16 protein-coding genes are annotated in these 20,846 nt (G+C 64.9%); 12 read left to right on the top strand and 4 right to left on the bottom strand.

Going from position 1 to position 20,846, the window contains the following annotated elements; genetic code table 11:
- Window positions 1-6: 6 nt before the first annotated feature.
- The gene (locus tag Q9R31_RS05750) at window positions 7-897 is read right to left on the bottom strand and encodes an SMP-30/gluconolactonase/LRE family protein (RefSeq protein ID WP_311261792.1); all 891 of its coding nucleotides are present in this window, start codon (window positions 895-897) and stop codon (window positions 7-9) included.
- Window positions 898-1,173: 276 nt separating this feature from the next.
- On the opposite strand from Q9R31_RS05750, the gene Q9R31_RS05745 reads away from it, so the two are divergent.
- Complete coding sequence (locus Q9R31_RS05745; RefSeq protein ID WP_311261791.1) at window positions 1,174-2,394, top strand: aromatic acid/H+ symport family MFS transporter; 1,221 nt, start codon at window positions 1,174-1,176, stop codon at window positions 2,392-2,394.
- 211 nt (window positions 2,395-2,605) lie between these two features.
- A complete protein-coding gene (locus tag Q9R31_RS05740; protein ID WP_311261790.1) occupies window positions 2,606-3,772 on the top strand; it encodes a cytochrome P450 in 1,167 nt (388 codons plus the stop codon).
- 22 nt (window positions 3,773-3,794) lie between these two features.
- Here the strand turns inward: Q9R31_RS05740 and Q9R31_RS05735 are convergent, their stop codons facing one another.
- Window positions 3,795-4,547, bottom strand: a complete 753-nt coding sequence (locus tag Q9R31_RS05735) for a lytic transglycosylase domain-containing protein (protein ID WP_311261789.1) — start codon at window positions 4,545-4,547, stop codon at window positions 3,795-3,797.
- Between the two features lie 123 nt (window positions 4,548-4,670).
- On the opposite strand from Q9R31_RS05735, the gene Q9R31_RS05730 reads away from it, so the two are divergent.
- The 10 genes from Q9R31_RS05730 (at window position 4,671) to Q9R31_RS05685 (ending at window position 17,634) form a co-directional block, all read left to right on the top strand.
- A complete protein-coding gene (locus tag Q9R31_RS05730) occupies window positions 4,671-5,180 on the top strand; it encodes a nucleoside kinase (protein ID WP_311261788.1) in 510 nt (169 codons plus the stop codon).
- A 501-nt stretch (window positions 5,181-5,681) separates the two neighbouring features.
- On the top strand, window positions 5,682-7,400 hold the full coding sequence (locus tag Q9R31_RS05725; protein ID WP_311261787.1) for a HAMP domain-containing sensor histidine kinase: 1,719 nt from the start codon (window positions 5,682-5,684) through the stop codon (window positions 7,398-7,400).
- Window positions 7,397-8,062 carry a response regulator transcription factor gene (locus Q9R31_RS05720; protein WP_311261786.1) on the top strand — a complete coding sequence of 222 codons (666 nt, stop codon included), beginning with the start codon at window positions 7,397-7,399 and terminating at the stop codon, window positions 8,060-8,062. The genes Q9R31_RS05725 and Q9R31_RS05720 overlap by 4 nt, the downstream gene beginning before the upstream one ends.
- Window positions 8,063-8,416: 354 nt before the next feature.
- Window positions 8,417-9,388, top strand: a complete 972-nt coding sequence (locus tag Q9R31_RS05715) for a glycosyltransferase (RefSeq protein ID WP_311261785.1) — start codon at window positions 8,417-8,419, stop codon at window positions 9,386-9,388.
- Window positions 9,375-10,595 (top strand): glycosyltransferase, encoded by a 1,221-nt coding sequence (locus Q9R31_RS05710; protein WP_311261784.1) that lies wholly within the window; start codon window positions 9,375-9,377, stop codon window positions 10,593-10,595. The genes Q9R31_RS05715 and Q9R31_RS05710 overlap by 14 nt, the downstream gene beginning before the upstream one ends.
- Complete coding sequence (locus Q9R31_RS05705; protein WP_311261783.1) at window positions 10,595-11,767, top strand: glycosyltransferase family 4 protein; 1,173 nt, start codon at window positions 10,595-10,597, stop codon at window positions 11,765-11,767. Before Q9R31_RS05710 ends, Q9R31_RS05705 begins: the two co-directional genes overlap by 1 nt.
- Before the next feature lie 53 nt (window positions 11,768-11,820).
- Window positions 11,821-13,650, top strand: coding sequence for an ABC transporter ATP-binding protein (locus tag Q9R31_RS05700; RefSeq protein WP_311261782.1), 1,830 nt, complete (start codon window positions 11,821-11,823; stop codon window positions 13,648-13,650).
- Window positions 13,647-14,921 carry a phosphotransferase gene (locus Q9R31_RS05695; protein ID WP_311261781.1) on the top strand — a complete coding sequence of 425 codons (1,275 nt, stop codon included), beginning with the start codon at window positions 13,647-13,649 and terminating at the stop codon, window positions 14,919-14,921. The genes Q9R31_RS05700 and Q9R31_RS05695 overlap by 4 nt, the downstream gene beginning before the upstream one ends.
- Window positions 14,918-16,012, top strand: coding sequence for a phosphotransferase (locus Q9R31_RS05690; RefSeq protein WP_311261780.1), 1,095 nt, complete (start codon window positions 14,918-14,920; stop codon window positions 16,010-16,012). The genes Q9R31_RS05695 and Q9R31_RS05690 overlap by 4 nt, the downstream gene beginning before the upstream one ends.
- Window positions 16,013-16,173: 161 nt before the next feature.
- A complete protein-coding gene (locus tag Q9R31_RS05685; RefSeq protein ID WP_311261779.1) occupies window positions 16,174-17,634 on the top strand; it encodes a UDP-glucose/GDP-mannose dehydrogenase family protein in 1,461 nt (486 codons plus the stop codon).
- A 48-nt stretch (window positions 17,635-17,682) separates the two neighbouring features.
- Here the strand turns inward: Q9R31_RS05685 and selB are convergent, their stop codons facing one another.
- A complete protein-coding gene (gene selB, locus Q9R31_RS05680; protein WP_311261778.1) occupies window positions 17,683-19,479 on the bottom strand; it encodes a selenocysteine-specific translation elongation factor in 1,797 nt (598 codons plus the stop codon).
- A 3-nt stretch (window positions 19,480-19,482) separates the two neighbouring features.
- The gene (selA, locus tag Q9R31_RS05675; protein WP_311261777.1) at window positions 19,483-20,811 is read right to left on the bottom strand and encodes an L-seryl-tRNA(Sec) selenium transferase; all 1,329 of its coding nucleotides are present in this window, start codon (window positions 20,809-20,811) and stop codon (window positions 19,483-19,485) included.
- Window positions 20,812-20,846 lie beyond the last annotated feature (35 nt).

Genomic DNA, 20,846 nt, shown 5'->3' with positions numbered 1-20,846 from the left:
TCGCAATCAGTTGTGGTGCTCAAAGTTCCGGGCCGCCGCATCCCTGGTGGTGGTGCGAATCCGGTACAGGCTCGTAGTTGCCGTGATGTAAAGATCCCGGCCGTCGGCACCGCCAAAGCAGAGGTTCGAGACGGTCTCGGGTACGGCGATCGTGTCCAGGAGTTCAAAGGACGGTGAGTAAATCCTTACCGAGGGGCCGGCGGAGGTCCAGATCCTGCCTTCGACGTCCACCCGCAGGCCGTCAGCCGCATGGCCGTCGTCAAGCTCCAGCGTCCGTGTCCTGGAGCTGCAGCGCCCCTCGTGCACGCCGTAGGCGGCGATGCGCAGCGGAACGCCATAGCGGGAACCGGCCGTATCCGCGACATAGAGGACGGACTCATCAGGCGAGAAGGCGAGCCCGTTGGGGTGCACGAGGTCGGTGACTTCCGCCGTCATTGATCCGGAGCCCGGTTCAAAACGGAACACATGGCAGCCGCCATATTCCTGCTCTCCCTCGTGACCTTCCTTCGTGCCGGGAAGAATTCCGTACGGGGGGTCCGTGAACCAGATGCTGCCGTCGCGGGCAATCACCACGTCGTTCGGTGAATTCAGCCGGCGGCCCTGGAAGGAGTCCACGAGGCGGGTGACTGTCCCTTCGCGGTCGCGCTCCACCCGGCGGAGTCCGTGGCTGCACTGCACCACACTGCCGTCGGCGTCCAGCGTGCGGCCGTTGGTGAATTCAACGCCTACAGCGTATTCCCGGGCAGTCCCGGTGGCGGGGTCGAACTCCAGAATGCGATCGTTCGGAATGTCGCTCCAGCGCACAGACTGCGACGAGGGTACCCACACAGGTCCCTCGGCCCACACCGAACCCGTGAAAAGGCGCTCCAGCCGGCCGCTCGTCAATCCATCACCCATTGGCGCTCCTTTGCCCAGGTTCCCGCCTTTGCGCCGCCCACCTGGGCGGGGCCGTGGTCCACGGCGTGCACAACAACACCCTAATGCGAAGGTCGGACGCCGTAGCGATTCCGAAGGTTAGACATGGAGTGGCATTACGTTCGCGTTCCGAACTTTTGTGCGTTTCTTGAACTTAGAGTATTCTCGCTGGCTGAAGGCGTGCCACAGATCACTCCCGCAGGTAATGGAGCTCCCACCCCGGCCCGCCTCTTCCCCGTATTGATCAAAGAGGATTACATGACAACTTCTCCCACGACCCGCCCGTCCCGATGGCCGGTCTGGCTTTGCTGGCTGGCCATGGTCCTGGACGGCTTTGACCTGGTGGTGCTGGGCACCGTTATCCCGACCCTCCTCAAGACCGGCGAACTGGGCTTCGATGCGGTTGGTGCCACGCTGGCCGCAACCATTTCCCTCGTTGGCGTCGGCCTGGGCGCGTTGTTCATAGCTCCGCTCTCAGACAAGTTCGGGCACCGGAAGCTGCTCTTCGCATGCGTGCTCTGGTTCTCGATCTTCACCATCGCCGTCGTATGGGCTCCCAACGTGGCAGTGTTCAGCGCTTTCCGGCTCCTGGCCGGCCTCGGACTTGGGGCGTGCCTTCCGGTCGCCCTCGCATACATGAATGACTACGCCCCGTCCGGTTCGGCCGGTAAGTCAACCACCCGCACCATGACCGGCTACCACGTCGGCGCCGTGGCAACAGCCTTCCTGGCGCTGATGGTGATTCCCGACTGGCGCACGATGTTCGTGGTGGGCGGCCTTACCGGCTTGGCGCTCCTGCCGTTCCTCTGGTTCAAACTGCCGGAAACATCGCCCGCGGAACGGGCTGCCCGGAAAGAGGAGCAGACCACCTTCAGGGATCTGGCCAAAAAGCCCTATCCCGTGGTGGCCGCGGCGATCGCCGCGGCTTCATTCATGGGGCTGTTGCTGGTCTACGGGTTGAACACATGGCTTCCGCAACTGATGGCATCGGCGGGATATCCCGTCAGTGCAGGCCTTTCCCTGCTGCTCGTTTTGAACCTGGGTGCCGTCGCAGGCCTCTTTATCGCGGGCGTCCTTGCCGACAGGCACGGGACCAAGCCCATCGTGCTGCTGTGGTTCGGTCTTTCCGCAGTGTTCCTTGCCCTGCTCAGCTTCAAGGTTGACAACGCGATCCTGCTCAACGCGCTTGTCTTCGTCACGGGCGTCTTTGTCTTCAGTTCGCAGGTGCTCGTTTACGCCTGGGTGAGCCAGTTGTTCCCGGCGCGCCTTCGGGCAACCGCCCTGGGATTTGCTGCTGGAGTGGGTCGCGTCGGCGCCATTGCGGGACCTGCCGTCACGGGCGGGTTGGTCGCCGCAGGGATCGCCTACCCGTGGGGCTTCTACGCGTTCGCGGCAGCAGGAGCACTGGCCGTCGTAAGCCTGTTGACAGTCCCCCGCGCGGTTGCGTCGGGCCAACCGGCTGAGGAGCGCGTCAGCTGAAAGGCGCTGCTGAACTGCGCTGCTGAACTGCGCCGCCCGGCTGGTTCCCCCGGCCAGCCGGGCAGCACAGGCGTTTCCGGTAGCCAAACTTCGACGACGGGGGTAATGACCCGGGGGGCAGGCTTTGGTTAGGATCAAGGTTCCACGCCCAGTCATTTGAGGCCTTGGTGCCGGTCGTGTCCGGGGAGTGCCAGGAGGCAGGGAGGCCACCATGGATGTCACACAGCACGCCGAATATCCGCTGGACCCTTTTCCCCACTATGAACGAATGCGGTCAACCGCCCCTGTCTTTCAGGACGATCAATCGGGGAGCTGGCACGTGTTCCGGTATGACGACGTCCAGCGGGTGCTGTCCGAGCACGCTACGTTCTCGTCCCGCATGGGCGGTGATAGTCCAACCGGGTCCGGCCAGCTCTTCGCCGCAAGCCTCATCACCACCGATCCCCCAAGGCACCGGCAGCTTCGCTCCCTGGTCACACAGGCATTCACACCGAAAGCCGTCGACGCTCTGGCTCCACGCATTGCCGGACTTACGGACGAGCTGCTGGACGGGATCGTGGCCCGCGGGAGTGCAGACCTGATCAAGGAACTGGCGTACCCGCTGCCAGTGATAGTGATTTCCGAGCTCATGGGCATCCCGGCCGAGGACCGCGAGCGTTTCAAACAATGGTCGGACGTGATTGTCAGCCAAGCGCAGACCGGCCCACCCACCGGCGGGCAGGATGCCACCGCCGCCGAGATGATGGAGTACTTTCTGGCCCTCATTGACCGGCGCAGGAACCAGCCCGGCAATGACCTGATCAGCGCCCTGCTCTCCGCTGAGATCGACGGCCAAAAACTGACGGTCCCTGAACTGCTGGGCTTCTGCAGCCTGCTGCTCGTCGCCGGCAACGAGACCACCACCAACCTGATCGGCAACGCCGTCCTTTGTTTGGCTGAGTCGCCGGATACCCTCGGCCGTGTCCTTGGAGAGCCCGCCTTGCTTCCCCAGACCCTCGAAGAAGTGCTGCGCTTCCGGTCTCCGGTCCAGTCGATGTACCGGGTGGCCGTGGCGGAGACAATTCTGGGCGATCAGCGAATCCCGGCAGGGGCACCGATCGTGGCGTGGATCGGTTCCGCCAACCGCGACGAGCAGCAGTTCCAGCGCCCGGCTGAGTTCGACGTGGACCGAAACCCTAACCGGCACCTTGCATTCGGGCACGGCGTCCACTTTTGCCTCGGCGCGCCACTGGCCCGACTGGAGGCCAGGATTGCACTCGAGGCGCTGCTGGCCCGCCTGCCCGGACTTTCCCTGGCACCCGAAGCGCAGCTGGAGCGGATGGAAAGCACCATCGTCTACGGGCTGAAGGCGCTTCCCGTCAGTTGGCAGCCCGCCTAACGGGCAGGTGGTAGCCCCCGGCCTATTCCGGCGTTCCCGTTTTTTCGGCGTAATCGGCCGCTTGGGACTGCACCTGCCGAAGATAGGCATCCGACTGGTTATAGGAGTGGATGGCGTCTGTCCACCCCTGCGCCGTTGTGAGGTTTCGGCCGTGGGCGCACAGATACGTGGCGGCGCTGAGGGCGGCGTCGTCGATGTTGGACGGGTCCGCTGTCCCATCCCCGTTCCCGTCCATCCCCGCAAGCCCCCACGTGGACGGAATGAACTGCATCGGTCCGACGGCGTGATCCCAGCGGGCGTCATCGTCCAGGGCACCGGCGTCCGTGTCCGCGATGGCAGCGAAACCATCGCCGTCGAGACTTGGGCCCACGATGGGGCCACTCGCCTGCCCTTCGGCGTCAAGCCTGCCGCCGCCATATGTTCCGTGGGCTGATTCGACGAAACCGACGGCGGCCAACGTGTTCCAACCGATGCCACAGATGGGAGTGGAATCGTTGGCCGTGGCGGCGGCAGCAACGTAAGCCCGCAGCGCCCGGGCGGGGATGCCTGTCTGCGCGGCAGCCCGCATCAGCCACTCGGCATCCGGACTTCGTGTCACGTTGACGGCGGTATCGATACCGCTGGGCCGGGCTTCGAATGTCGCACCCGCCCGCGGCGGCGCCGAAAAGGCAACCCGGGCGTCCGCGGGCGACTGCCGGATGAACCAGAAGGAGACAGCGGTGCTGACGCAAACCACGAAGAGGCTGAAAACAACAAAGCGTTTTACCCGGAGCACTGACTAATCAAACCATCAAGCTTCATGGCTGGATAACATCACGGTTCCCAGCAGCGCAGCACGAGCCATGCGAGAACATGATGGATCCACTTTCCCTGACACTCCGTCTCGATACCATCAGGCATGGGCAGGAAGAACTACCTTATCGAAGGCGGCTCCGGTACCGGCAAGACATCCGTCTGCAACGAATTGCGGCGGCGTGGCTTCCAGGCTATCAATGGCGACCGCGAACTGGCTTATCAAGGCGATCCGGAAACCGGTGAACCTCTCGCCGGGATCACGGGCATCTCCGTGCATGATCACCACCTCTGGAGGGTGGATGACGTAAAGGCCCTGATCGCGGATCAGCGGGAGCCCGTAACGTTCTTCTGCGGCGGCTCCAGAAATCTCTCCAAGTTTATTGACCTGTTTGATGCGGTGTTCGTTCTCGAGGTGGACCTTGAAACGTTGCACCGACGGCTTGACGAACGTCCGGACGACGAATGGGGAGGGCGGCATGCGGAAAGGAAACTGATCGAACGCCTCCATCGAACGCGGGAAGAAATCCCGGCCGGCGGCACGACGATCGACGCCACCGCACCGCTTTCGCGCGTCGTGGACGAAATCCTTCAGCGGATCCGAAAGGATTCGTGAGCCCGGCAGTGCTACCTTGAGTGGGCCTTCCGGGCCCTGGAATAAGGTTCTGACTTTACGGAACCACTGTGCCCGGACAGGAACTCGAACTACGTTCCAGCCCTGCAAACTCAGGGACGTGCCGGGAACATAAGGAATTATTTGTGGTTCGAGGGCAGTGGATCCTAATCCAGAGCCGGCAATGTGGGCAATTTACACGCCTTTTTGTGGCCCTATTCGGGACGTTACCTGTAGGACCCCCTACTTTCCGCGGCTACTTCAGGGGGCAGTCCCCCTCCTTTAGAAATGCGTAGCTCATCTCGCCCGATAGTAGTGACCCGAGAAATACAATTGTCCCATCCCGGCCTGTGCTGCCGGAAGAATTAGGTGGCCCTTGTGGGCCGTAATCAGGGACCTTGTCCCGGAACTTGGGGCAGTGGACGCCTGGGCTGTAGGGGGTGACACCGTGTGCCAGCCACCCGTTGCGCCAGACCCTGTTGGCAGTAGCCTTGGAGGGCAGTCATGCACCTCTATGATCGCGACCTGGTCGCGCGCGGTATGCGTTTCATGCGTGAGGCCCGCGTTCGCGCCGCGGTGCCCCGCACGCAAATAAACCGCGCTATGTCTCTGACCACAACGGCCGTCAAGACAACCCTTGCGCCCGGTCCAGAACCGGGGCACGGCCAGGGCGCCTCCCACGTCACCGGGAGCCGGAGGCCGTGGAGGAAGTTTCGTCTCTCTGCCGCTCCCCCGGAATTTGAGGACAGTGTGCGGCTACTGGGGCCCAAGGCGCGGTCGGTCCGCTTCCGCGTACTGGCCACGATGTTGGTCCTCATGTGCGCAGGCCTTGCTCTCGCCGGCTTCATCACTTACGGGCTGGAGTTCCGGGATCTGGACAGCCGGGTGGATCAGGCTCTTCTGGACAGGACCCGTCAGATCCACAAACTCATCGCCCACCCAGAGCCCAACTCGGCCCCGTCCGCCAGCGGCGAGGCTGGTAGGGCCGTTGCACGGGTCAAAGACGCCGTGGACGAGATCGAGACCAGTCGGCATGAGGTCATCGCCGTGCTGATCGACGGAAGGGTGGCCTGGAAGTTTGAAGGCGAGCCCGAGACGAGCCTCCTCCGCAAAGACAGATACGACGGCGCGACTGCCCTTGCTTCCCTCGACCACCCCGTGTTGGGCGAGCTTGCCGCGGGTCAGCCGCTGCGGATCGCGGTCAGCCCCCTTGGCGGTGGAAAGGATGCGACGACGGTGCTGATGGTGGGTAAAACCAATGAAGACCAGCGCGAGCGCGTCATAGCCTCGCTTTGGACCTACACCTCGGTTTCCGCCGCGACGCTGGCAGTCTCCGGGGCGGTCGGGGGCCTCCTGGCCGGCCGGCTTCTTGGCCCGCTCCGGCGGCTCCGCGAGGCCACGGAAATCGTCAGTCACAAGGACCTTAGCCGTCGTGTTGCTGTTCGGAGCGGCGTTGACGACGTGGCCCAGTTGGCCCGCACCTTCAATACCATGATGCAACGTCTGGACGATGGGGTCCGGGAACAACAACAGTTCATGGACGATGCCAGTCACGAACTTCGTACACCGCTGACGATCATACGAGGGCATTTAGAGCTGATGTCGGTCCTTGACCCAGCCGACATCGCGGGGACAAGGGACCTCGTCCTTGAAGAGACAGACCGCATGCAGCGCCTGGTCGACGATCTCCTCCTTCTGGCCCACTCCCGCCAGCCGGACTTTGTCCGGAGGGAAAGCATCCACCTTGTCGATTTCACCGCGCATGTAATGGAAAAGATCCGCGTTTTGGCCGACCGTCACTGGCAGATCGACGAAACAGCCGGCGCAGTCATTTCCGCCGACCCGCAGCGGCTGACGCAGGCACTCGTGCAGTTGGCCGCAAATGCCGTGAGGTATACGGACCCATCGTCCACAATCGCCGTGGGCACCAGAATCGATTATCCCGCTATGCCGGCGGAGTCCCCGCTGGCAGGGAGGCCGGTATTTGCCCTGTGGATGCGTGACACGGGTGCAGGCATCGCGGCCGAGGACCAGGGCCACATCTTTGATCGCTTCGCACGGGCGGTCCCCGGCCGCGGCCAGGAAGGGTCCGGCCTCGGTCTCGCGATTGTGAGCGCCATCGCCGAGGCCCATGGCGGCCACGTCAGCTTGGCTTCCGAACGCGGCAGGGGTTCCACCTTCTGCCTCCATCTTCCGATGTCCGGGCCGGAACCTGCCTCATGAGCCGGATCCTTATCGCAGAAGATGAAGAGCGCATCTCCCGGTTCATAGAAAAGGGGCTGCGCGCCGCGGCCTACACACCATCCGTCGTCGCCGACGGCATCACTGCCCTTGACTACGCCACCACGGGTCATTTTGACCTCATGCTCCTTGACGTCGGCCTGCCCAGGCTCGACGGCTTCACTGTCTTGAGCCTGCTGCGCAAGTCGGGATGCAGCCTGCCAGTCATTATCCTGACTGCCCGAACGTCCGTGACCGACACCGTCGCCGGACTGAACGGCGGCGCCAACGACTACCTGGCCAAGCCCTTCCGGTTCGAAGAACTCCTGGCACGCATCAAAGTCCGGCTCCGGGAGAACAGCCCGGAAGATCAGGGTCGGATACTGCGATGCGGGTCCCTTGAACTGGACCTGCTCACACGCCTCGCCCGGGCCGGAAGGACGGAAGTCGAGCTCTCCGCCCGCGAGTTCACGATGACCGAGCTTTTTCTGCGCAACCCGGGGCAGGTCCTCACCAGGGATCAGCTGCTCAGCCGCGTATGGGGCTACGACTACGTGGGGGCTTCGAATGTGGTGGACGTCTACCTGCACTACCTGCGGCAAAAACTGGGCGCAGACCGCTTTGTCACCGTCCGCGGCGCCGGCTACCGCCTGGTAGAGCTCTGAATCAATGAGAGACCTCTAACCACCACCCAATCCGGTTCTCATGACGGCCCGGCACAGTGGCAAGCAGTTGATCCGGCCTGGGGCGGGCATAGCTGCGGGAGGACCATCGTGGAACCGTTACGAATTGCACTTTATTCTCATGACTCTCTTGGACTCGGGCACGCCCGCCGCAACCTGGCCCTTGCCCACGCCTTCGCCAAGGAACTACCCGGTCTCACCGGACGTGCCGTCACCGGCCTACTGATAACAGGCACGGCTGTCGCCCCGGGTTTCCAGGCCCCCACTGCCTGGGACTGGGTCCTCCTGCCGGGCGTTGATAAAGGAACCGACGGATACCAGCCCCGGAACCTGAACATGCATATGAAGGATCTGGTTTCGCTGCGAGGCGCCGTCCTGGAAGGCTTCCTGAAGGGATTCCGCCCGGACCTGATCATTATCGACCGCCACGCCACCGGGATCCACGGCGAACTGGAAGCTGCACTAAACCGGGTACGGGCACGCCGGGGCGCCCGCACCGTGCTCGGACTGCGTGAGGTCCTGGACTCCCCGAAAGCGGCGCTCGCTGAATGGGATCGCCTTGGCGGACCCGGCGTCGTCAGGAAGCTCTTCGACGAAATCTGGGTGTACGGCGACCCTTCAATCCACGATCCAGTTGCGGCTGGCGAGATTCCCTTCTCTCTGCGGGGGATGATCCGCTACACGGGGTACCTGGCAACAGGCCGGTCACCCGGCTCGGTTCCCACCTTCATGCCGGCGCCCTTTGTCATGACAACCGTGGGCGGAGGGTCGGACGGACGCGCTTTGGCCGGAATCGCTGCGAGGACACGCGTCCCGGTGGGCCTCCGCCACCTGATCGTCACAGGACCACAAATGCCTGCCCCGGACCTATGCCACATACGCCGGCTGGCAGCAGCCACCGGAGCAACGGTTGTGGCAAACCTCGACGACGTAGTCGGCCACCTGCGCCAGGCGTCCGCCGTCGTTTCCATGGGCGGTTACAACAGCGTGTGCGAGATCATGAGCACCGACATTCCCGCGCTGGTCGTACCGCGCGAGCACTCACGGGCTGAACAGCTAATCCGTGCTCGGTCACTGGCCCGGGACGGGTATCTGCAACTCCACCGTATCGGGACGCTGACTCCCCAGATCCTTGCCGACTGGCTGACTCAAAGCGTGGGGACCAGGGTGGACCGAAGCCGCATTGGCCTCAACGGACTGAACCGGGTCCCGCAACTGGCCGCTGACCTGCTGCACCCTGGCCCGCTGATCGAAGTACTGCCCCGGCCCTCCCGGACTACGGAGAGTGCTGGCCGTGTGGCAGTCTGAGCCTGCGACGGCTTACGTCCTGAAAATGTATCCCCGGTTCTCTGAAACCTTCATCGTTTCCGAGATCCTGGCTCGGGAAGCAGCCGGGGACAGGATCGAGATCTTCTCCCTGCGGCCGCCCCAGGACCCACGGTTCCACGCCGAACTTGCCAGGGTCCGCGCACCCGTGACATACGTGGAGCGCCCGCTCAAGACAGTTGAGCTGTGGGAGGCCCTCCACGCCGCCGGCGGCGCCGGGCTCACGGAGGCCGTCGCGCGCAATTTCGCGGGGCTGGCCGCCGCAGAACCGGACGACGCCGGCCAGGCTATACATCTTGCGACGGCCCTCCATCAGCGGAACATCCGGCACATGCACGTCCATTTTGCATCGGTCGCCACCAGCGTGGCACGGCTGACCTCCGCGATCACCGGCATCCCGTTCTCCTTCACGGCTCACGCCGTGGACATCTTCCATAAGTCGGTCCGGAGCGAAGACCTCCGCCTCAAGCTCGAGCAGGCTGACCATGCGGTGACGATCAGTAGATATAACCTCCGCTATCTGCGCCAGCAATTCCCGGAATCCACGTCCCGGCTGTACCTGGTGCGCAACGGACTGGAACTGGAGCGTTTCCCCTATCGGGATCCGCCGCCTGTCCGGACAACCGTGCACATCGCCGCTGTGGGCCGGCTCGTGGAGAAGAAGGGATTTCAGCATTTGCTTCCAGCCGCAGCCGAGCTTGTAGCGGAGGGGTACCACCTCGAAATGAGGATAGGCGGGACGGGAGCCCTTGCCCAGGAACTGCAGGACAGCATTGAACGGCTCGGGCTGATCGATAAGGTCCGGCTTCTCGGAGCGCTGACCCAGGACCAAGTCCAGGAACTGCTGTGGTGGTCGGACATCTTTGTGGCACCCTGCATTGTCGCCGCGGACGGGAACGCGGACGGCATGCCGACCGTGCTGCTGGAAGCGATGGCCGCGGGAGTACCATGCATCGGGACCACTGTAACCGGGATCCCCGAAGTCGTCCGCGACGGCCACACCGGCGTCCTCACCAAGCCGGGTAGCGCACCGGCCCTTGCCCGGGCGATCCATCGCATCACTGATGGGAGTACCGACAGGACTGCCCTGGCGCGTAATGCACGCGCCTTGATCGAACACGACTACGACTCCCGCCAGCAGGCGCAAACGCTCCGGGCTTTGAGCCAGAATCGAAAAAGGGTTTCCTGATGCATGTGGCCTTTATCTGTGCCGACCCGGGGGTCCCGGTCTTTGGCACCAAGGGATCCTCAGTCCATGTCCAGGAAATCGTACGGGCGTGGCGGAACACGGGCGCGGAGGTGACGGTTTACTGCACCCGGCTGGGAACGGACAGGCCGGTCGACCTTGCAGATCTTGAGGCCGTCGAAATCATCCCGGAGCCAGTGGCCGAACCGGCCCGGGAGTTCGCGGTCGAAGACGCAGCCCTTGCCCTGACCGATAAAATCCTGCGATCGGGGTGCAGTCTGGCCTATGAACGGTACTCGCTGTTCAGTCCGGCCCTCTCCATCGTGGCCAGCATCCTCGAAGTTCCGACGATCCTGGAAGTCAACGCGCCCCTCATTGATGAACAACGGCGGTACCGCAAGCTGACAGGGGTGAAAGCGGCCGAAAGTGTCCTCCGCCGGAACGCCGGTGCAGCCGACGTCGTGGCCTGTGTTTCCGAACCCGTCTTGCGCTGGGTCCAGCAGAGAGTACCCGCAGCGCGGGCGATCCTGGCGCCAAACGGCGTCAACACCCGGCGTATCACCGCACGGCCACCGGGGCGGCGGAACCCCGACCACCTGACGGTGGCGTTCGTCGGGACGCTTAAGCCCTGGCACGGCGTGCCAGACCTGCTGGAGGCCACCGCAAGTGCCAACTCCACAGTGATCCGCCGGGAGGACCGCTGGTGCGTGCGGATCATCGGTGACGGACCGGGCAGGACCCAGCTTGAGCAGTTGGCGTCGTTTCTTGGTGTTGAAGTTGAGTTCACTGGTGCTGTCGCGCCCGGGGCTGTCCCTGCGCTGCTCCACCAATGCGATGCGGCAGCCGCCCCCTATCCCTTGGCAGAGGCTGGGGGCGGCAACTACTTTTCCCCGCTCAAAGTTTACGAATACATGGCCGCGGCGATGCCCATCGTCGCCAGCAACGTCGGACAGATTCCCTACATTTTGGACCACGGCCGGACGGGCATTTTGGTGCCGCCCTCGGAACCAGGCGCTTTGGCTGTAGCGCTCGCCCAACTGGCGTCCGATCCGGCCCTCCGGGGCCGCCTCGGCGTCCACGCGCGGGAAGATGCCGTTGCATGGTTCGACTGGAACGGCGTTCTGGCGGGAATCACGGCTGCCTTGCCGGCTTCACGAAAGGCTTCCAGCTCATGAGGCTCAATCCCCAACACAATAACCATCCGGCGCAAAAATGGACGCGCCGTGTTTTGGCCCCCAGGCAAAGCGCTAAACCGGCGTCAGGGCTCCGCCGGACCCTGCAGTGCGTCAGCCCGCACATGCAGGGGCACCGGCTCCTGATGGCGGGTGGATTCGCGGCGCTGGTGGTCGAGGTGCTCCTGCGACTGTTGGAACCATGGCCGGTGAAACTGGTCATCGACGCCGTGTCCCGTTCACTGGGCGCGTCATTGCGCAAACCCGGTCCGAGCATGACTGCGAACCTCGACTCGCTGCTGTTGTGCGGGGCCGCGATCGTGGTCATCAGCGTCCTGCGCGCCATTGCCAACTACTGGTCTGCGATTTCCTTCGCCCTCATTGGGTCACGGATCGCCGCTGACCTGAGGGCCCGTGCCTTCCGGCATGTGCAAAGCCTGTCCATGCGGCACCACACCCGCGCCTCGACGGGGGACACAGTCCAGCGCCTGGTCGGTGACGTCTCCCGTCTGCAGGAGGTCGCAGTCACTGCGGGACTTCCGCTGTTGGGAAACGTGGCCACCCTTCTCGCCATGACCGTAGTCCTGCTCTGGCTCGACCCGCTGCTGGCCCTGGTCGTCTTCGTGGCAACGGGGATCTTCGCTCTCCTTTCCCGGAAGACCTCCGGCCCTATCACCGCAGCGGCAGGGAACTCGCGCAAGGGGGAAGGCTCCCTGGCGTCCACGGCCGCCCAGACCCTGGGTGCTATCCGTGAAGTGCAGGCGTATGGCCTTGAGGACGCGATCAGCGCCGGTTTCCGGTCCAGCAACAAGTCGACCCTGGGAACCGGTGTTGTCGCCCTTCGCCTCGCAGCGGGGCTCGAACGTCGCACCGATGTACTGATCGGCGTCGCCACTGCCGTTGTCCTGGCGGGAGGTGGCTGGCGCGTACTTGATCACGCGATCACCCCAGGAGATCTGGTTGTCTTCCTGACGTACCTGAAAACCGGGATGAAACCGTTGAAGGATCTGGCCAAGCAGACCGGACGCATCGCAAGGGCAACGGCCTCGGGCGAACGGGTTGCGGACCTCCTGGACGCGCAAACCGACCTGCCCGAGGCACCCGAGGCCCGAGTGCTGGACAGCCGGAATCCGGACATCGACTTCGAGAACGTTTGTGCCGGGCACGGGGAAGGAACAGTGCTGCAGGGGATAACCCTTAACATCCGCGCCGGGGAACATCTGGCCATCCTCGGACCGTCCGGGGCTGGAAAATCCACGCTCGCGAGCTTGGTCCTCCGGATGATCGACCCCTCCTCCGGAACGGTCCGCGTCGGAGGCATTGACCTCAAGGACCTCAAGATAGCGTCGGTCCGCTCGCACGTCTCCATCCTGCTCCAGGACTCCGTCCTCTTCGGCACAACGGTCAAAGAAAACATCAGATTCGGACGCTTGGATGCCACGGAGGAGGAAATCCACACAGCCGCATCGCTCGCCCAAGCTGATTCGTTCATCCAGCAGCTTCCCCTCGGCTACGAGACCGTTTTGGGAGAAGCTGCCAAAGATCTCTCCGGCGGGCAACGCCAGCGGCTGGCCATCGCCCGAGCCATTCTCAGGCAGGCGCCCATCGTCATCCTCGATGAAGCTACCGCCGGACTGGATCATGAGTCCCGCGACTCCGTCCTGGACGCCCTGGCCGCCCTGACCAGGGACCGGACATGCATCACCATCACCCACGACGTTTCTTCCGCACGATCGTGCGACCGCATCATCTGGCTCGAAGACGGCCGCATCGTCGAGCAGGGCCGTCCGGCCGATCTGCTACTCGACCCCGACACGCGTTTCACCAGGTGGGTGCAAAAACAACGCCGCGCGCACTCCAGGGACGCTGTGCAGGTGAAGGCATGAGACGGGTTCCAACAGGTTCCGCTCAGCCGGACCGGGCCCTCGCACAACGTGACTCTGAGCTTCCCTGCCTTGCTGACCTTCTCGACGACGACCGTCTCTCGGAACTGCTGGGCGAACCCGTCCATGTCACCAGGGTTCGCTACAAGCCCCACACGTCGGTGCTCGTCGCATTCCGGCACTCGCTTCACGGCAGGGACCACTACGGCTGGGCCCGGGGCGGAACGCCGCACGATGACAAGATCCTCGGTCGGCAGCAACTCTCCAGAGCACGCGGACGTGACATCCGCCTCGTGCCCACCCACGAGTCCCGGCACGGTGCCCTTGTCGCCGTCGGAGGTTTCGAAGACGACTGGGAGTTGGTGGCAAACCTCCTGTGGCTGCGTAACCACGGCCTTCGGCGGCTGAGTGCACGATGGTCGCCCGGCAGTGCCAGCCCCGAAAGCGCTGGCACGGTTCTGCGCTACAAGCCCGAACGAAGGGTGGTGTTCATGGTGCCTTCCGCCGCCGGATCCGTCGTGATCAAAGCCGGCACGGAGCCCTACGACCGGAACCGGCAAGTGCATTTTTGGAACGTACTCAACCGTCACGGGGTCCCGGTCCTTCCACTTCTCGCGGACGCAAGATGCTCGGCCCACGGCATCGGCGCCAGTCCTCTGTGGGGTGCGGGAGACCTGGGTACCCTTCACGGCGACAACGCGGCCGGCCACGCCGGTGAGGCCCTCGCGGCGCTCCATGGCATCTCTGATGCTGCGCGTGTTGCCACGGCCGGTTCGCCACCGAACCTGGGCGCCCAGCTTCTCGCCACCAGCGCCATGGTCGCCGCGCTCCTGCCCCAACTCGCCGAAACTGCCGATCTGGTCGCCTCAAGACTCAGTGATCGGTTGCTGGCGCAAAAAGCCACCTTCAGTGGTTCACTGGTCCACGGCGACTTCTCTTCCGACCAGGTGCTCGTTGCCGGCACGGAAGTGCGCTTCATCGACTTTGACCGGGCCCACGCCAGTGCACCGGAAGCGGACCTCGGTTCGTTCGCTGCCGTCGAGGAAACCTCCGCCCGAAATACCCGGCGGGCGCGTAACGCGGGCGGACCCAAAACTGCACAGCTGGTCGACGGCTACATCGGTTCCGGAGGTACCTTCTCCTCCGGCCGCCTGAACCTTTGGGCGGCTTACCGACTTTTCGTCGGCAGCGTCGAGCCCTTTCGAGACCGCGCCCCGGAATGGGCCGCCGACATGGCCTGGCACCTTGACCGGGCAAGGGAATTGATCGTATGAACTGGCATCCGCCGGTACCTGCGCACGTCACCGATGCCGCTGGCACCGAGTGGTCAGTACGCCGGGCCTGGCCCGGGCCTCTGGCCGGCGACTACGACATGGAAGTCCAGGAGGCACCGGGGTCAGGAGTGCTCGCTGCCCAACTCCGGCACGGAAGCGTCGACCCTGTCCCCCGCGACGACCCGCTGATGCCCGCCCTTGCCCGGGAAGCCGCCAAGGGCGAGCTCCTCGTCCACCGGGCCCACAAACGCGCTGTGATCCATGCCGGGAACCAGTACATCAAAGTGTTCCGCCCAGGGCGTGCCACGGAAGCCACCGTGCGGCACGTCCTCGCCGCCTCAGTGGCGGGCAGGTTCTTCGCCACTCCGCGGATCATCACCGCAGGTCCCGACGTCATTGTCTTCAGCAGCCTTCCCGGTCGCTCGTACTACGAACTCGATCAGGACCACGCGATACTCACCAACGAAGCCTTTGCCGCCATTTGGATCCAATGGTCACAGGCTTGGGCCGCCACCGTGTCGCTTTCAAGCAGTCCCCTGCACCGCCCCACCCTTGAGCGCCTGCCCGAACACACTGCGGAGACCGAGGCAGCCAATCTCCAGCGCTGGATTGACCACTGGCTCAGGCACAGCGCGGGTATCCCGGAGGCCGCACCGGCTCGCGCAGCCCTCCAGGAACGAGCGGAAGCTGCTGTTACCGCGCTCGCAGGCACCCCAAGCGATCCCCTGGTGTGGGCCCACGGGGATCTACACGATAAACAATTACTCGGATTGGGCGCCCAGGCGGTGCCCGGTCTTTTGGACTTTGATGAAAGCTGCCGGGCCGAGGCCGCCCTTGACCTGGCCAACCTCGACGTCCACCTGGAGCTGCGCCTTCGCCAACACCTCCTGACAACCAGACGTTACGTCATCGCCCACCGCAGCGTCCTTGCCACAGCACACGGGCTACACGTCAGCCCCCATCGGTTTGCCGCCTATGCAAACTGCACGAAGCTGCGTCTCGCATGCCTGTATTCGTTTCGGCCGCCCTGGGGAGCTGAAGCCTCGCGATACCTCACCACTGCAGAGAATCGGCGGCGGAACAAACTTTGACGAACGCGTGTCCTTCAGCATCTCGCCTGCATCCGCTGTTACCCGAAACCGTGGCGCAGGAAGACGCCAGGGGCGGAACGGCTACCCGCCCCTGAGCCCACCTCCGATGCCTGCCCGCACTTAGGCGTCGCACAACCGCACAAGCTGCAAAGGAGAACTCCATGAAATCCATCGCCGCCATGCTGCCACCGGTTGCGGCCGTGACACCCTCGCTCACCGTATCTGTGATAGGAACCGGCTACCTGGGTGCCACCCAAGCGGTCTGTATGGCTCTCCTCGGTCATAACGTTATGGGAATCGACGTAGACGAAGCCAAGATCAGCGACCTTTCGCGAGGCCACCTTCCATTTTATGAACCCGGTCTGGACGAGCTCCTTGGGCAAGCGCTGGAAACCGGACGGCTGAGCTTCACCACCGGATTCGCGGAAGCTGCGGATGCGGATATTCATTTCATCTGTGTTGGAACACCCCAGTCACCCGATTCGGATGCGGCTGACCTCCGTTTCGTCCACACCGCCGTGCGCCGGCTCGCCAGTCATCTGCACAACAGGTGCCTGATCGTGGGCAAATCCTCGGTACCAGTCGGCACGGCCGCCCGGCTTGCCTCCCTGGTCCGCAGTCTGTCGCCCGGCGGCCTCGCGGTGGAACTTGCATGGAACCCGGAGTTCCTCCGCGAAGGCCATGCCGTTGAAGACACGCTCCGGCCCAACCGCATCGTCTTCGGAGTGGCCAGCGACTGGGCGCAGGCACAGTTAAGCGCTGCTTATGCGCCCCTGATTGCAGCAGGAACCCCTGTCATCACAACAGACCTTGCCACTGCGGAACTGGTCAAGTCGGCAGCCAATTCGTTCCTCGCAACCAAAATCTCCTACATCAATGCCATGGCTGAAATTTGCGAAGCCGTCGGCGGTGACGTGAACCTGCTGGCCGAAGCACTCTCCTACGACGAAAGGATCGGCGGCCAGTTCCTCAAACCCGGACTAGGCTTCGGCGGCGGATGCCTGCCCAAGGACATCCGAGCGTTCGCTTACCGTGCCCGCGAACTCGGCGTCGGACAGGCCGTAAGCTTCCTGCACCAGGTGGATGACATCAACCGGCGCCGCAGGCAGCGGACGGTCGACCTCGTCTCCGACCTCGCTTATGGGAACCTGGCCGACGTTAAAGTCACCATCCTTGGCGCGGCCTTTAAGCCCGACTCCGACGACATCCGGGACGCCCCGGCTTTGGACGTCGCACGCATGCTCCACCGCGCCGGGGCGCAAGTCACGGTATTCGATCCCCAGGCCATGGACAATGCCCGGAAGAAATACCCTGAATTGACCTATGCTGCCAGCGTGGAATCGGCGGTTGCGGGCGCGGAAGTCCTCGCGCTCCTGACCGAATGGGAGGTGTTCAAACGGGCGGACCCCGTCGCGCTGGGCCGGCTGGTCTCGCGTCGCAACATCGTCGACGGTCGCCACGCCCTCGACGCAGAGGCGTACCGGGCGGCCGGATGGGACTACCGCGCTTTAGGGATCCCGTCGGCTCTGAACTCGCTCACCCTCCTGCCTGCGCCGAGCTCCGCTCCCGGACCTAGCATTAGCCGCCCAGCACTCGCCGTCCACTCGCACCCGGTCCCGTAAGCGCGTCACCCAACTTCTGGGCCTGACTCATGGAAGCCGGATGGCAACTCAGCGCACCACCGTGCGGTGACCGGCATCCAGGCGCTGGGTCCAGCCGCGCGAATCGAGATGTTCCAGCAGCGGAACCGCGGTCCGGCGTGTTGTGCCAAGTGCCTGGCGCGCCTGGCTTGTGGTGAAGGGCTGGTCCAGGCGTGCGAGGGCGCGCATGGCAAGGGCCGGCGCCGTGGGCAGCAACACCACGCCGTCGCGCAGCCGCAGCAAGCGGCCCGTACGTTCGGCGGCGGCCAGCTCCCGGGCACCGAGGCCCAGTGCAGCCAGCTCATCGGCTTCCGGGGAACGGAACGCGTCTGCGCTGAGCCTGCGCTCCAACTCAGCGATTGCCGGCTCGACACGTCCAAGGTTGCCCTGGCTGCCGGGCAGCTGGATGTGGCCGCTGTGCTGTTCAAGCGCTGCCCCCTGGATGACGGGGGAAAGCAGTCTCTCGTCGGGAAGCCTGAGCAGGTCCCGCGCGGCACCCATGGAAAGGCCGGGCGCCAAGGGATCCCGCTCCTGCAGCGCCTGGACTGCATGGCGCAGCCGGTGCTGCCAAGCCTCAAGGACAGGGGCATGCACCCACCAATCCCCGAAAGCCTGCACGCCGGACGGCGCCTCCGCATCGTCCCCGGACAACAGCCCGAGCCTGCGGAGGTGTTGCACCTGGACGGCCCCGCGTGCTGCTACTTCTCCCAGCACGTCTCCGGCAGGGTCCATGGCTGCAAGCCGCTCCGCCCATTGGGCCCCGTCGCCGCGCCGCAGCAAGGCCGGAGGGTCGGCATCGAGGACGCGGGCGCCGCCCAGCACCGAGCGGCTTCCCGGGTCACGCAGCACCATCCGGTCTCCGAGGACGAGCGGCAGATGCCTGTCAAGGACGAGCCGGGCGTGATCGGTTCCGAACGGTCGCAGCCGGGCAGGCACGGACGCAGTGCCAACATGCACCGTGAGTTGCTCCGGCGCCTCCGTATACGGGACGCCCGTGGTGCGGTGGATGCCGACGACGCCGGTAGTGGGCCATGCACCTGGGGTGACCAGCGCATCTCCACGCCGGATGTCCATGGCAGCAACATCACGGAGGTTCAGCGCCACCCGGTTGACCGGTCCCACGGAGGTGTATGAGGTATCGCGGCTTTGCACGGCACGGACCACAACGGACCGGGAATCGGCGTGGCCCAGCAGCTCCAGCCGGTCACCTTGGGCGAGTGTTCCTGCTGCCAATGTTCCGGTCACCACCGTTCCGGAACCGGTGATTGTGAACGAGCGGTCCACCCACAACCGGACCCGACCCGTGGTGGCGGGGGCCGGCACCCGGGACAGGACGTCGTCGAGCACGGCGCGCAGGTCAGCCAGGCCGGTCCCGTCGATGGCCGACACAGCCACTGCGGGCGCGTCCTTCAGACCGGTCCCTGCCAACTCGCTGCGGGTCCGGGCGAGCACGTCTTCCGCCCGCTGCCGGGATGCCCGGTCCGCGCGGCTGAGGACCACAACACCGTGTTCTATCCCAAGCGCAGCGACGGCGTCCCGGTGATCGCTTGACTGCGCCTGCCAACCCTCATCCGCGGCTACGACGAAGCAGACCACCGGCGCTGGTCCAATCCCAGCGAGCATATTGCCGAGGAACCGTTCGTGGCCCGGTACGTCAACGAACGCAACATCCTGTCCGGACGGCAGGGTTGTCCAGGCATACCCCAGGTCGATGGTCAGCCCGCGGCGCCGTTCTTCCTCCCAACGGTCCGGCTCCATGCCGGTGAGCGCGCGAACCAGGGTGCTTTTACCGGAATCGACATGTCCGGCGGTGGCGACAACGTGCACGGTTCAGCCCGCCCTGCCTGCCGCACCCTCGAGGGTTGCCAGTGCCTGCCGTACCGCATCGAGAATCCGGTCGTCGTCCCCAGCCGGCACACAGCGCAAATCGATCAGGCAGGAGCCGTCGTGGACGCGCGGCAGCACGGCCGGGTTGCCTGTGCGCAGGCGGCTTGCGATTCCCTCGGGGAGCCGCAGCGCCCACCCCGGCAGGGGAACACCGGGAGCACCGCCGCCACCCACCCGGCCGTCATGGTCCACGACGGGTACGGCCAGGGCTTGGGCCAGCCTGTCCGTACGGCGCCGTAACTGCCCGGCGTCGGCGTGCAACGCCTGGACAACCGGCGGCGGCCCGCCTGCGACGGTTGCCTCCAGGGCGGCAAGGGCAAGTTTGTCTGCCCGGACCGCACGGGCAAGCGGGTGGCGGGCCAACCGCCCGATGATCTCCTTGCGGCCAAGCAGCAAGCCCGCTTGGGGGCCGCCCAGCAGTTTGTCACCGCTGGCAATGACGACGTCGGCCCCGCTCGCCAAAGCGGAGGCAGCATCGGGTTCATCTGGCAGGTACGGGTCGGGTGCCAACAGCCCGCTGCCCAGGTCGGCCACGAGTGGCACCCCATGTGCCACGGTAAGCCGGCTCAGTTCGTCCAGCGGAACAGCGGATGTGAACCCGTCCACGCGGAAGTTGCTGGGGTGCACCTTGAGTACGCACCCCGTGTCCGGTCCGAGGGCGCCCGCATAGTCATGCAGGTGTGTCCGGTTGGTGGTGCCCACCTCGTGCAGTGTGGCGCCCGTCGACTCCATCAGGTCGGTCAGCCGAAAGCCCGCACCGATCTCGACAAGTTCCCCCCGGCTCACCACCACTTCCCGGCCGGCGGCCAGGGCTGTCGTTGCCAGCACCAGCGCTGCAGCTCCGTTGTTGACCACCAGGGCGTCCTCGGCGGCGGGACAGGCGGCGAGCAATGCGGCGCGGGCGCCCGCGCCGCGGCGGGAGCGGGTGCCGTCTGCCAGGTCCAGCTCCACATCAACATAGCCGCTGGCGGCGACAAGAGCTTCCACCGCGCCTGCAGAAAGGGGGGCACGCCCAAGGTTCGTGTGGACGATGACGCCGGTAGCGTTGAGCACTGGGCGCAGGGTCGTGGCCGTGCGTGAAGCCAGCGCGGCGAGCAGGGCTGGTTCCACCTGGCCGGGAGGGAGGTCGCCCCGCCGGGCCTGCTCCTGGACTTTCCGGACCAGTTCGCGGATGACGCGCTCGTTCAGCCGTGTCCGGGCCTCCCGGACGGCCGGCAGTGCCAGCAGGTCATCCGTGCGGGGAATAAGGCGCCGGGGATCGACCTGGTCCACAGCCCCTCCTCATTTCGCGGCAGCGCGTGCCGGTA

Origin of the sequence: Pseudarthrobacter sp. BRE9, from assembly GCF_031844305.1 — a bacterium.
Lineage (GTDB): Bacteria > Actinomycetota > Actinomycetes > Actinomycetales > Micrococcaceae > Arthrobacter.
The sequence above is the reverse complement of the archived record's forward strand: the minus strand, read 5'-3'. Positions and strand labels throughout refer to the sequence as shown.